The organism is Brevibacillus sp. MS2.2 (genome assembly GCF_013284345.1).
Classification (GTDB): Bacteria; Bacillota; Bacilli; order Brevibacillales; family Brevibacillaceae; genus Brevibacillus; species Brevibacillus brevis_C.
On sequence record NZ_JABSUZ010000042.1, the window covers coordinates 1 to 14,020 of the forward strand.

At 44.3% G+C, this 14,020-nt stretch carries 9 protein-coding genes; all 9 read left to right on the top strand.

The genetic code is table 11. The annotated features are described in order from the left end of the window. Nucleotides 1-2,118: non-ribosomal peptide synthetase (locus HP568_RS25795; protein ID WP_173630601.1), on the top strand; the 2,118-nt coding region annotated here is incomplete at its 5' end. Nucleotides 2,119-2,147: 29 nt separating this feature from the next. Beyond that, nucleotides 2,148-6,431, top strand: a complete 4,284-nt coding sequence (locus HP568_RS25800) for a type I polyketide synthase (protein ID WP_173630602.1) — start codon at nt 2,148-2,150, stop codon at nt 6,429-6,431. Between the two features lie 32 nt (nt 6,432-6,463). Then, nucleotides 6,464-6,901, top strand: a complete 438-nt coding sequence (locus tag HP568_RS25805) for a type II 3-dehydroquinate dehydratase (protein ID WP_173630603.1) — start codon at nt 6,464-6,466, stop codon at nt 6,899-6,901. 31 nt (nt 6,902-6,932) lie between these two features. After that, nucleotides 6,933-9,353, top strand: a complete 2,421-nt coding sequence (locus HP568_RS25810; RefSeq protein ID WP_173630604.1) for an excinuclease ABC subunit UvrA — start codon at nt 6,933-6,935, stop codon at nt 9,351-9,353. Nucleotides 9,354-9,411: 58 nt separating this feature from the next. Further along, complete coding sequence (locus HP568_RS25815) at nt 9,412-10,446, top strand: hypothetical protein (RefSeq protein WP_217366783.1); 1,035 nt, start codon at nt 9,412-9,414, stop codon at nt 10,444-10,446. A gap of 43 nt (nt 10,447-10,489) precedes the next feature. Further along, nucleotides 10,490-10,783 (top strand): acyl carrier protein, encoded by a 294-nt coding sequence (locus HP568_RS25820; protein WP_048033101.1) that lies wholly within the window; start codon nt 10,490-10,492, stop codon nt 10,781-10,783. A gap of 20 nt (nt 10,784-10,803) precedes the next feature. Next, a complete protein-coding gene (locus HP568_RS25825; RefSeq protein WP_173630606.1) occupies nt 10,804-11,769 on the top strand; it encodes an LLM class flavin-dependent oxidoreductase in 966 nt (321 codons plus the stop codon). Between the two features lie 120 nt (nt 11,770-11,889). After that, complete coding sequence (locus HP568_RS30190) at nt 11,890-12,837, top strand: glycosyltransferase (protein WP_173630607.1); 948 nt, start codon at nt 11,890-11,892, stop codon at nt 12,835-12,837. 433 nt (nt 12,838-13,270) lie between these two features. Beyond that, complete coding sequence (locus HP568_RS25835) at nt 13,271-13,963, top strand: thioesterase II family protein (RefSeq protein ID WP_254551524.1); 693 nt, start codon at nt 13,271-13,273, stop codon at nt 13,961-13,963. Nucleotides 13,964-14,020 lie beyond the last annotated feature (57 nt).

Consider the following 14,020-nt stretch of genomic DNA (forward strand, 5'->3'; position numbering starts at 1 on the left):
AGCTGCCTCGCAAAAGAAACCGATCAACGTATCGAGATTTCGTTTGAGTACAATTCGGATTTGTATTCTGAAAGCACGATCCGGCAGTTTGCACACTTTTTCCTACATATTCTCGCACAAGTTGTGGAACGACCTGAAATATCAATTAAAGAGATTACTTTGCTGACAGATTCAGAGCAAGTCGAGCTGCTACACCATTTCCACGGTGGTCAAGTAGACTGGCAAGATCAACTGCCGATTCACAAGCAATTTGAAGTCCAGACGCAAAAAACACCGAATGCCATCGCATTAGTATTCGAAGACCGGCAAATGACGTATAAAACGTTAAACGAAAAGGCCAACCAGCTCGCTTGGCTGCTGATGAACAAAGGTGTCGGTACCAATGTGCCGGTTGGTATTTTCGTGGACAGAGGCCTCCAGACAGTGGTTGGCATCTTGGCGATTTTGAAAGCCGGAGGCGCTTATGTGCCACTCGACCCGAGTTATCCGGAAGAGAGAATCAGTTATATTCTCGCAAACAGTGGAGCCAAGCTGTTGTTGTCAGAAAACAGCTTGATGGAGAAGGTAGGTCGGATCGAACTGGACCAACAGATTGATATCATCAATCTGAGCACGACCATTGAGCGAAGTGCTGTGAACCAGACTTATCTTGTTGATTGGGAGCAGGAACTGTCCATCCTAAATCCACCGACTGAAAGCCATGAATCTGATTGGATGTATATCATGTACACCTCTGGCTCAACCGGCAAGCCAAAAGGCGTACTGGTTACCCATTCCAACGTTCATAATTTTCTTGCCTGGGGCATCGAACAATTCCAATTGAGAACAGATGATGTCTTCATGCTGGTCACTTCCATCAGTTTTGATATATCCGTCTTTGAAATATTCGGCGCATTACTGAGTGGGGGTCGACTTTGCATCGTTTCCCAAGACAGTATGAAGGATATGGACCGATTACTCGCATATATGGAGGCCAACCAGGTTTCAATCTGGCATTCTGTCCCGAGCTTAATGGTGCAGCTTTCCACTTTTCTGACATACAACAAAGAGCAGTACAAACATCTTTCTGTTTTTCATCAACTCAGATACTTGATGCTGGGTGGAGAAGCGTGGAGCTCTACATTGGCTAAACAGGTACAGGAAATTTTTCCGCGTGCTGAAATCCACAACATGTATGGACCGACAGAGACGACGATCTGGATTTCCAGTTACAAGGTGGAGCCAGGAACGGGCTCTCCATATGGTGCCGTACTTATTGGCAAACCGATCGCCAATAATCAAATCTTCATCTTGGATCCATATGACAACCTTTGCCCACCTGGTGTGATCGGCGAAATCTACATAGCTGGTCTAAATGTGACAAAGGGCTACTTCCGGGATGAAGAAAAAACAAGACAAGCATTTATCCCGCAAGCCAACGGCCAACTTTGCTATAAGACAGGTGATCTGGGTAGATACTTGGCAGATGGCAACATCGAATTTATTGGCAGAAGAGATCAGTTGGTAAAAGTAAGGGGTTATCGAATTGAGCTCGGTGAGATCGAGCTTGCACTCAAGGACATAGCGGCTCTCCAACAAATTGCCGTGACGACCTTAAAAGACGGCGAAACGAGCAAAATTGTTTGCTACTATACGGCTGAGAAGCCTCTACCGATGGGGCAATTAAAGGAATACGCGAGAAAGAAACTGCCTGAATACATGATTCCCGCACAATTTTTCCATGTGGATCATTTTTTATTGACCCCGAACGGCAAGATGGACTGGAAATCAATGGCGCTGTATTGCCAAAATACGGATGTCAGCCCAGCTCCTTCGGAAGCTCGAGATGAAGTCGATAAAAAGCTGGTGGAGATATGGAGACAGCTGCTTGGTTCCCAAAAAATCGGGATTCATGAAAACTTCTTTGATATTGGCGGAAATTCTTTACTAATCGTTCAATTACAAGAGATGATCAAAGCGGAACTGTCACATGAGATGTCGATTGTGGACCTTTTCCAATATACGACGATTGAAAAACTGGCGAATCACATCAACGAAAATACTGTAAACAGATCAAGCGTTGAAACTGGACAAAAAAGAGCAGAACTGCGGAAAAGACTAAGAACCATGCGAAGCTAACGATCATCTTTTGTGAAAGGAAAATCGGAATGGAAAATGATCATGTTCTGAGTTCGAAAATTGCCATCATCGGAATGGCCGGAAAATTTCCACGAGCGGAAAATATTCAGCAATACTGGAACAACTTGATCGACGGCGTGGAAGGGATTCAATTTTTCACAAAAGAGGAATTGCTGGAGTCGGGAGTAGACGCGGCTCTGATCGATAGGCCAGATTATGTACGAGCTAGTGGCCGATTACAAGATATTGAATGGTTTGACGCAGCCTTTTTCCAATATACACCTAGAGAAACCGAAATTATTGATCCTCAGCAACGCTTGTTCCTGGAATACGCATGGAATGCTATGGAAGATGCTGGGCATAGCCTATCACAATTCGATGGAGCGGTTGGCGTTTTCGCTGGGATCGGGGCCAATAAATATTTGACCCATGTAGTGAGTCGTACTGACTTGCTCCGCATTTTAGACCATCGACAAATCGAAGTGGCAAATGATAAGGATTTCTTGACTACACGGGTCTCTTACAAATTGAATTTGACGGGACCTAGTCTTTCCATTCAGACTGCTTGCTCTTCTTCTTTGGTAAGTGTGCACTTGGCCTGCCAAAGCTTGCTGAACGGGGAGTGCGATATGGCTTTGGCAGGAGGCGTATCCATTCAGTTTCTGAGCAAGCATGGCTACCTGTACAAGCAGGGAGGCATCGAGTCTCCGGATGGACACTGCCGCTGTTTCGATGAAAAAGCAGAAGGAACGGTATTCGGTGATGGCGTTGGTGTGATTGTGCTCAAAAGGCTGGAAGAAGCGATTCAAGACAAGGATCATATCTACGCAGTCATTAGCGGATCAGCGATTAACAATGACGGGGCAGGAAAAGTGGGATATACCGCTCCTGGATTTGAAGGGCAAATTCAAGTGATTTCCGAAGCGATGGAAGTTGCGGGCGTGACCCCCCACGATATCGGTTATGTGGAAGCGCATGGCACGGGGACGAAGTTGGGGGATCGGGTAGAGATTGCCGCACTCAAGGAAGTTTTCAAAGATCGAGACCTGGACGATCCATGCTATATAGGGTCTGTCAAAGCGAATATTGGACATTTGAACACTGCTTCCGGCATCGCAGGCTTAATCAAGGCAGTTCTCGCTATCAAACACGAGACGATCCCGCCATTGCTTCATCTTCAAAATCCTAATCCGCAGCTCGAATTGGAAAGAAGTCCATTTCAGTTGAATAAGAGCCCGGTGAAATGGAACGCAGTTATCAGGAAAAGAGTGGCAGGCGTCAGTTCTTTTGGGATCGGAGGGACCAATGCTCATGTGATTGTCGAAGAAGCTCCAGAGACTCGGTCCCAAGAAGAGAGGAAAGAGTGGAATTTACTTACGGTTTCGGGGAAAACGAGTCAAGCCAGACAGCGAAACTACGAGAATATGTTGACCTATCTCAAAGAAAATCCGGAAGTAGACGTATCTCAAGTAGCTTACACACTTCAAGCAGGCCGAGAGCACTTCGAGTTTCGCGGGATTGTGCTTTGCAATCATCAAGTGCAGAGGCCCAATACGAATGAGCTTCCGCTAGTTCTAACGGAGAAGGAAGAAGAACAGGAAGAAAAATCGGTTGTCTTCGTATTTTCCGCTCAAGGGACCGAGTATGTAAATATGGCTCGTGACTTGTATCAACTAATCCCATTCTTTCGGGAAACGATGGAACGAGGCTTTCGACTGGTCGAGCGACTGTTTCATCTGGATATAAAAAAGAAGATGTACCCGGATCATCATAATCGGGATCAAGCGGAAATGATTCAGCATGATCCACTCCACGGAACAATTGCGCTATTCCTTCTTGAATACGCATTAGGTCAATTATGGCGGCATTGGGGAGTGGCACCAAAAGCAATGGCTGGGGATTGGCTAGGAGAATACGTCAGTGCGTGTCTCGCAAACGTCTTTGCTTGGGAAGACGCTTTGAAGCTGCTATTTTTCCGAGGGGATATTCACGAAGACATGGTCCTACGCCAACCGACCATCCCGTTTCTGTCGAATAGAAGCAACACGTGGATAACCGAGGAACAAGCGACATCCCTCGAATATTGGCGAGAGCTGATCAACTTCCCTGATAAATTGTCCGCAGGCTTGCCCACGTTAGCCAAAATGAGAAAGCCTGTCTTTTTAGAAATTGGACCAGGGAAAAAACGATGTGAATTGCTGGCGGAGCATGAACACTTCCAATCAGAACCGTTACTGCATTCCTTTCTTGCTGAAAAAGATAGCGAAAGCGCCTATAAAACGATGCTTTACTCATTAGGGCAGTTGTGGCTGTATAAAACAAACGTCAACTGGAAAAATTTCCATACGTCACAGCACCCGAGACGGCTCTCTTTGCCAACCTACTCCTTTGAGAAACAATACTATTGGATTGACAGCGCCTTCGATTCCCATGTGGATACGCTTCATCAGGAAAAGCACCGTTCCCCATCCACGCTTTTGATAAAACAAGGGGACCAATTCGTCCAGCATGACGATGCCATTTATACGCTGAATGCTTTCCAAATGCAACAACTGGAAAACCTATTGGCTAGCTTTTCTTCTGACCCCTCACTCGTGAAATTGGCACCACCCGCAACTGATTATCGAAAAGAGCAGCAGCCGCGCGAACAAAAGTATGAAGACATTGCCTCTGTGTTGTGCAAAATTTTGGAGGAGCTACTAGGGAAAAGCCCGATAGGTATCCAAGATGACTTTTTTGATTTGGGTGGTGATTCGGTGATAGCCATCCAATTTGCATCCCGTGTCAAAGAACTCCAAATCGAGATTTCCTCTGAATTGCTCTTTGATTATCCGACGATGGAGGAATTGGCGAAGCAGATTCGCATGGAACGCGATAACCCTTCGTCCCCGGAAGTGATGCCGACAGAAGTCCCGGGCATTCAGTATTACTATGTGGACAAAGCTGATCAGGAAATTTTGATGAACGTAGTAGAGGCAGCAGAAGTTGAAAGCGTTTATCCGCTTTCCTTCATGCAACTATTGGTCTTAAACCATAATATTATCCATGCACGACAAGGCACCGTCAATTTGCTGTCCTTTCCGATCGCAGAAGAGCTTCGTCTTGATCTTTTCGAGATGGCATGGCAAAAAGTAATCAACCGTCATTCTTTGTTGCGAACAGGTTTTATATGGAGAAGGATTTCGCATCCAGTTCAATTTGTCAAAAGGCATGTAGACGTATCGATAGACGTGCTGGATTGGACGGAGCTTTCCGAGGAGGACCAAAAGCTTGCTTTGACGGAATTCATTGCGATGGAACGACAAAAGAGCTTTAGCGTGGATGCGGTTCCGCAAATGCGTTTTCATCTCATCCAATACGGCAAGGCCGCCTATCAATTTGTATGGTCCTACCAAAATTCGCTTTTTGATGGATGGAGCATGAATATCATTCTGCAAGAAGTATGGGGAAACTATCATCTAGGCGAATCTCTTATCAGCCAACCAGATAGGCCGGCAACTCCGTTCCTGGAATATGTCAAATGGCAAAAAACAAAAGATGATCATGAAGCCAAACAATTTTGGACAGAGGAGCTACAACAGTTCCGTTATCAGGATCAACTTGTGCAGGCTCCCACAAGCAGTCAGAGTACCTTTGTCAGTGCTGTGAAAAGTGTTGATCTTGCACAGGACGAGGTCTATACTGTAAGAGAATTTACCAGAAAAAACCAAATAACGATAAATACGGTAGTCCTAGGAGCTTGGGGTTTGGCGCAAGCGCGGCTGTTGGAAAAGCATGATGTGATGATCGGAATGATTACATCGGGAAGAGTACCGGAAATCGATCAAATGGACAAAATGGTCGGATTGTTTACAAATAGCTTGCCAGTCCGGTTGATCTACGACGAGGCAGACCACATCAGAGAGTGGTTTGTGGCATTGCAAAAAAAGCTGGTGAAAATCAGACGTTACGAGCACATTACTTTGCAGCAAATCACCTATTGGTCGCAGATTCCGCTTGATTTTTTACAGACGCTGATCAATACAAGAAGCTTGGTTTATACCCAATCTCCTTTTCAGACGAGCCAGGCTTCCGAACTTGGGGAGCAAAAGCATTTGCAGGGTGACAGTGTCGGTCAGCTTCACCTTCCGCTGCGTATTTTTGTAAACCCGGGAGAGGAACGCTTAACGATCCGAGCGGAATACGACAGTAACCAATTTGCCCATGATGTTGTCACGCAACTCTTGCAGGAAGTAAAGCGTCTGGTAGTTACCATCCCAAAAGCTGATGTGATGCAAGATTTGTGGATACCGTCAAAAAATCAATTTTATTAGGGCACATGCCTGGCGGGAGACTGATCAACGATATGAAGATTGCCATTGTTAATGGACCGAATATGAATCTGATCGGGATGCGGGAAACACAATTTTACGGGACAGTCACGTGGAAGCAAATCGAAGACAGGCTACGTGAGCTGGCTGCCGAATTGCAAGTCGATGTCCTCTTTTTTCAATCCAACCATGAAGGTGAAATTATAGACTTTATTCAGCAGCACCTACACGACCTTGATGGCGTGGTCTTGAATCCAGCGGGCTATTCCAAAACCGGATACTCCATACTGGATGCTTTGACCTCCATCGGTATTCCCTATATTGAGGTGCATATGTCCAACATTTTTGAAAGAGGCGGTTGGCATGCGGAATCGATTTTTTTTGAAAACGCCATCGGACATGTGATCGGCTTGAAGGCCAACGTTTATGAGTTGGGCTTGCGAGGCATCAGTCAGTACGTACAGGAAAAATAAACATAGAACAGCAGGAAGGAATGGGGAACTGGTGCAAATTGAAGTCTACAACGCAAAGCTCCACAACTTAAAAAACATTACAACAACGATTCCCAAACATCAGTTCATCGTAGTCACAGGAGTTAGCGGCTCGGGAAAATCAAGTTTTATTTTCGACACCTTGCATCATGAAGGGCAGCGAATTTATTTGGAGGCGCTGGGTATTGCGCATGATGTCCTGCACTATGATTCGTTTGACATGATTCAAGGGCTAAGTCCGACGATTGCCGTGCAACAGAGGACCGTGAGCAATCTGAATCCGCGATCGGTTGTAGGCTCAGTCACGCGTATTCTTAACTTGCTGGCTATCATTTATGCCCAAGAGGGACAACGAGCGGGCGAAGTCGCAGATCCGCAAAAACCAAGTGAATATGTACCGGGCATCTTTATGTTTAACTCCCCCCACGGTTCCTGCCCAACATGCGGGGGGAGAGGATACGTTTCGGAGGTAAACATCGAAAAAATTTTGCCGCCTGCCAATGAAACGATTGAACGCTGGCATCAGTTCGCCTACCAATTTCCCCAACCAAAAAAAGAGGAAAAGGAGTACGTTTCCAAAAGGCTGGAAAATTTCACGAAACACTATGGATTGAGCCCGGATACTCTTTTTATAGAATTATCGCGTGAAGCCAAGGAAACGTTCTTGCATTATCGACCAAAGCGGACGCAAAGCAAGGGTCACCTGATCTTTTATGGGGTCAGTGTAGTCATTGAGGAAAAGTTGAAAAAAATCAACACGCAGCAAATAGCAGACCTCCAGACAACACGACCGTGCACCCGGTGCGCGGGGTTTCGGTTAGGAAAGCAAGCACTCTCGATCACCATCAATAACAAGCATATCGGCCAGCTTTGCCAAATGAATGTTGGGGAGTTGACGACATTTTTCCAGCATTATCTGGCAGCGAGGCCACATACCCCCTTTATTACCCATTTGATCAATGAGATCCTCCGTAAACTGAATTGTCTCGAGACAGTAGGCTTGTCCTATTTGAACCTGTACCGAGAAATCCCGACACTGAGCGGAGGGGAGACCCAGAGACTGCACATTATGTCTCATTTATCAGCAAAGGTCGATTCAATCATCTATATTTTTGATGAGCCGACGGCTGGCTTGCACGAAAAGGAAAAAGAAAAGATTATCGAAAGCTTTCATCGATTAAAGCAACAGGGAAACACGGTTATTGTCGTAGAGCATGACGAAAGCGTGATCAAGCATGCCGACTACATTATGGACTTTGGTCCTTTGGCCGGACAACTGGGCGGTTCGATTGTTTATCAAGGGAACTACTCCGACTTTCTGGATTCGACTAATTCGATAACGGCTCAGTATTTGCGCGAGAAAAAGCATCCTCGTAAAGAATATACAAGCCGTGTGGATACGCACGCCTCTACATTGTCTATCAAGAATGCGCGCACGAATAATCTGAAAAACATCGACGTCTCTATTCCGTTGCATGCCATCGTGGGTGTCAGTGGCTTATCAGGTAGTGGCAAAAGCTCCTTGGTTATTGATACGCTCATTCCCAAACTTCAGGCCTCCTTGAAAGCAAAAGCGACCAAACAAAAGACAGTAATAGAAGATGAAGCGGAGCACGAAACTGCTTTCGTCCATACGCATGCCGATGCCAAATTGGAAGGCGCCGAAAATATTGATGGATGCATTGTGGTCACACAAAAGCTGGCACGACGTCATGAGAATTCTTGTGTAGCAACGTTCTTAGGCGTATGGGATCATATTCGGCATATTTTTTCCATACAAGAGGAGGCAATCGCCCTTCAGTTCACGCGCAGCTCTTTTTCATTTAACTCGACAGGCTCATGCACAGTTTGCAATGGTCACGGCTACATAAAAAGATGGCTGGGTCAACTTGTGTTTAGCGACCAATGTCCAGCTTGCCAAGGGAAAAGATTCAAGCCTGAAGTGATGAAGGTACGGTACAAAGAACGTACGATTTCCGACATATTAGAGATGTCCATCTCGGAAGCGCACGAATTTTTCGGCGATCACGCTAAAATCAGCAAGATGCTGGGCACGATTGAAGAACTGGGTATGGGATATATCCTCATTGGGCAGAGCCTCACTACGTTAAGCGGGGGAGAAGCACAGCGTTTAAAATTGGCCAGAGAGCTGGGAAAAGGCAGCAAGGGAAGCTACCTGTACATTTTGGATGAACCGACTGTTGGACTCAGCTATTATGACACCGAAAAGTTACTGGTCATTCTGGGCAAATTGGTAGAGAACGGGCATTCAGTCTTGCTCATTGAGCACGATCCTTACGTGCTCGCTTATTGCGACTATCTCATAGAGCTTGGCCCCGGTGCAGGAAACAAAGGGGGAGAGGTGATCGCGGAAGGATCACCTGAGGAGATCAAACAGCTAACTTGCTCCATGATCGGTCCTTTTTTGGAATAGAAGGAAGAGTTTATTCGCGTAGGTTTGATTTGATCCTAATTCGATACGAAAAGAGGAGATGCTTGTGGAGAGTGTAATGCTGCCAGTTGTGCAACCGCCCATTTTCGGCTATCAATTTTTTGCCTTTCCTCTGTGTATTGTATTAAAGGACGAAAGAAGCCTGCCTTGGTTATACAGCAATTTCATCCAGGTCTGCTTCGACAAGCGCCCGAACCCACCTGTCCCGTTTACTTTTTACATCCATGACTACAAGTTGAATCCATGGCTTCACGTTGAACATTTTGAGAGAGGCACGATGAGCATCGTCCAAAGGAATATCGTAGATTTTGTTCGCGATTGTCTTTTGGACGGCTACTATGTTTACCTCAATGTGGATGAGTATTACATCCCGGAGCGCAAAGTCTATCAAAAAAGTAATCTCTCTCACGATGTACTTATACATGGAGTCGATCTTCAGGAGAAAACCTTTCAATTGCTCGGCTTTACGGATAAAGAGACGTTTGCTTCGACGAGTGTGTCCTTCCGAAACTTTGAATTGGCTTACGACAGCATAGACCAGATTGATCACCAGGCGGTTTGCAATCGCATTTATTTGTATAAATACAAGGAATCGGGAGAGTATGATTTTGATTTGACATTGGTTCAGGAAACGCTAGAAGAGTATCTGTATTCAAAAAATACCTCAACACGATTTCGCATGGTTTCCAAGCCTTGGAACCATTGTGCCTACGGCTTGGAAACATATCGGTGCCTGCAAGACTATTACCAGCACCTGCTCGAGGGAAAGACCCATTTTGATGTTCGTCACGTTCACACCTTGTGGGAGCACAAAAGATTGATGGTATCCCGCATCAAATATATGCAGGAAAACACTAGCTACCTGAATTCGTCCCATCAGATTTATGAGGGTTATTCAGAAATAGAGCGTAAAGCGCGAAATACGCGCAATCTTATGCTGAAATTTTATATGCAGCAGGAAGAAGAAACCCTTCATAAAATCATGAGATACCTTGATGAAATAGCCGCTCAGGAAGCAATGGTGATGGAAAAGCTTTTGACGTTGTTGCGCAGACACGAACCGAAGTTGCTCTAAACCTTCGCGTTTCTTCAATCTTTTTATAAAGGAGGATATTTGTATGATAACCAAAAACGAAATCGAAGAAAAATTGGTGAACATCTACATGAAACAGATGCAAGAGCTTCAAATTAGTCCGGATAACTTGCAACAAAGCGGGATTGATTTCTCGTCCCAGGAAATCCGCTTACAAGATGTCGGAATTAACTCGCTTGGATTTATTCGACTGGTGGTTGCGGTTGAAAATGAATTTGGATTTCAGTTTGAAGATGACATGCTGAATGTCGAACTTTTTCAAACCATCCAAGAATTGATTACTTATATAGAGGGGAAAGTAAAGCAGGAGTCTATTTAATTTGGAAGGTGGGAATGTATATGAAATTTTATGCAGATTTACCAATGTGGCTTCATTATAATGACAACAATCAACTCCACCTCATTCACGAATCCGCAAAATTATTAGAGGAGAATGGGTTTGCAGGGTCCCTGCTTTTTTATCAGCATACTACGCTTGATCCATGGATCGTTGCCACTGGCACCTTACAAGCTACAAACAATCATCTGCCTATCATCGCATTGCAGCCAAATACAATTCCTCCGTTCTCCGCTGCCAAAATGATACATTCGCTAGTCCACTTGTACGGGCGCAAAGTAGCGCTAAATTTAATACCTGGTCAATCGCCATCCGAGCTTCGGCAAGTCAATGATACTGTACCGGCCGAGGAACGCTTCGATCGCTTAGTGGAATACATAGAGATATTGCGGTCATTACTTCAGTCAAATGACCCTTTAACATACAGTGGCAAATACTACACGTACAATGAGTTGCAAGTCTTTGCGCAAGTGGATGAGGATTTGAGACCGATCATTTTTATGCCAGGGGCCTCCTCCTTATTTCAAAAAGCCGCCCTCCAGTCGGTTGATGTAGCTATTCAATTAGCAAGTCCCATCTCTCAGCTTGTCAACAGCTTTGACATTCTTTATGATTCGCATGTGGAATTATGTTGTCGACTTGGCATTATCGCACGTCCAACGTCTCAGGAAGCCATCGAAGTGGCAAAAGAGGAAGTCCCCATGCGATTTATGCAGATTGTGAAGAAGCAGGGAAGAGCGTCAGGATTTTATACAGAAGAAGAAGAGCGTATTTATTTTCCTACCGAACAAGGCAAGGCTTTTCGCGGGCCATTATTGGTTGGCTCCTACGATGAGGTAGCAAGTTATTTTCGTAGATACAAGGACTTCGGGATTAAACATATCATTTTTAGTTGCATTCGTTCGGTTGAAGATTTACAGCATGTGAAAGAGGTATTGAATCGAGCAGAGATGGTCGGGATGACCTAGCCTACAAAACGGCAGTAGAAACGGGAACATGGTAAAGGAGCCAGAAAGACATGGCAATTTATATTTGGTGCTCTTCAATTTGATAGAGAGATAGGCGGTATAAAGCAAGGCTATCAACATGTGAACGTTTTAAATAAAAACGGGATTCCCTCGTATATATACCATGAAGAAGAGGGATTTCGCTGCTCATGGTTTAGGAACGATACGCCAATATGCTATCACAAAGAAGATATAAGTGAAAATGACATCGTGGTATTCCCCGAGTTCAGCGTTCCATCCCTTCCACAAAAATTTCAAGTCAGAAATAAAGTGATTTTTAACCAAGGTTGTTATCACACGTTCAATAATCTTCCGCTTCCAGTCGTATTATTAAGAAATAAGTTATCGTCCTATTACCACAAAGAAGAAGTAAAGGCCGTATTGGTTGTATCTGAAAATGATAGAAGCTACTTAAAACATTGTTTTCCTGACAAAAACATCTATCGAATCAAACACGGCATCGATTCATCCTTGTTTTATTTTGATAAAGCTGCGAAAAAGAAACAAATTGCTTTTATGTGCACGAAAAACCCTCACGACATACGACAGATTATCTATATGCTGAAAATCAGAGATGCTTTAAAAGGGTGGGAACTTACCCCCATTTACGAAAAGCCTCATAAAGAAGTAGCGAGAATCCTCAGAGAAGCATCCATTTTCTTAAGTTTCGGAACGCAAGAAGGATTTTACTTGCCCGCGGCTGAAGCGATGGCGTGTGGCTGTATCGTGATTGGGTACAATGGCTTGGCTGGTAGAGAGTATTTTCAACCAGATTTTAGTTACACCATATCGAATGGGGATGTTTTACAGTTCGCACTTGTAGTCGAACGGGCTATCAAGCAGTTTAATAAATCCAACGATATTTTTATGGAAAAGTCAATTAAAGCTAGCAACTATATTCAAAAGAACTACTCACTCGATAAAGAAGAAAAGAGTATAGTAGAAGCTTGGAATCAGATTCTTTCATTAATTAGTGTACGTGATTCGTATGCACATTCGTACTCACATCCTTCATCCCCATTTCAATGATGTTGTATTGTGTGAGAAATAGAAACAGTCCGTCAATTGCATTGACAAGGGTGGAAGCGTGGGGTAGTATATTTGTAAGCTTTCCAGATAAAAGAAATTTTGTTATTTTGAGATAGATAAGATGCGCGGAGATTTTAAAAAGGTAATTTTATTCGGGAAAAGTTATCTTTCTAAATTTTGTTTGTCATGAAACCTTTCCTGCCAGAAGGAAATGAATGCATGGGAAGGATTTTTTATCCTCTTTTATAACAACCTGATGCATTTTATTGAAGCTTAGGCACATTAGAATAAGTCAGGGGTCATACGACATGGAGTAGTGTATACGCCTTCGATACACGAGATGGCGAAGCTATGCCCTTCAAGACGTTTTATTACTACGAGTGGTTTGAATAAAGGGGAAAACGCAGTGGAAAACAATAACAGCTCTGATTACATGAAGTTATTTTGCTTGCCCTACGCAGGTGGTTCGGCCACTGTTTTTAGTAAGTGGAGACGAGAGCTGGACCCAAGAATTGAGCTGCTTCCAGTGGAGTTGGCGGGGAGAGGAAAGCGTTTTAAAGAACCGTGTTACCCTTCCTTGCCCGACGGTGTAAAAGACGTTTCCTCCTACATAATGGAGCAGATTGGAGACAGCGAGTATTCGTTGTTTGGGCACAGTATGGGGTCTCTTTACATCTGTGAGCTCATGAAACAAATCCGAAAAAATGGCTGGAGAAAGCCGCGGCATCTATTTTTATCTGGCATGCATCCTCCACATATTCGGGACAAAAAAAAGATTCATCATTTGCCGGATGAAGAATTCATACAGGAAATCATACAGCTTGGCGGTACCCCCAAAGAAGTAGCAGAGAACAAAGAGCTTATGGAAATTTTCACTCCTGTACTGAGGGGTGATTATAAAAATGTAGAAGAGTATTTTTTGGTGGCAGATCAAGAAACGTGGGATATCGATATGACTGTCCTGACGGGAGATGATGATAACCTCGTAACATTGGATGATATTAACCAGTGGAGAAAATATACGAGCCAATCATGTACGATCGTGACTCTCCAGGGTGGACACTTCTTTATCAATGAGGAAGAAGAAAAGGTTATCGATATTATTAATAAAACGCTAACTACATAAGACGTACGCTGTAAGTAGCTAACCCTTGCCAATAATTGGTCAAGAGTTAGCTTTTTT

Excerpts from the sequence above, each read along its gene's own strand:
- HP568_RS25825 (WP_173630606.1), top strand. The coding sequence starts at position 10,804 with ATGAAATTTTATGCAGATTTACCAATGTGGCTTCATTATAATGACAAC.
- HP568_RS25815 (WP_217366783.1), top strand. The coding sequence starts at position 9,412 with ATGCTTGTGGAGAGTGTAATGCTGCCAGTTGTGCAACCGCCCATTTTC.
- HP568_RS25820 (WP_048033101.1), top strand. The coding sequence starts at position 10,490 with ATGATAACCAAAAACGAAATCGAAGAAAAATTGGTGAACATCTACATG.
- HP568_RS25805 (WP_173630603.1), top strand. The coding sequence starts at position 6,464 with ATGAAGATTGCCATTGTTAATGGACCGAATATGAATCTGATCGGGATG.
- HP568_RS25800 (WP_173630602.1), top strand. The coding sequence starts at position 2,148 with ATGGAAAATGATCATGTTCTGAGTTCGAAAATTGCCATCATCGGAATG.
- HP568_RS25835 (WP_254551524.1), top strand. The coding sequence starts at position 13,271 with ATGAAGTTATTTTGCTTGCCCTACGCAGGTGGTTCGGCCACTGTTTTT.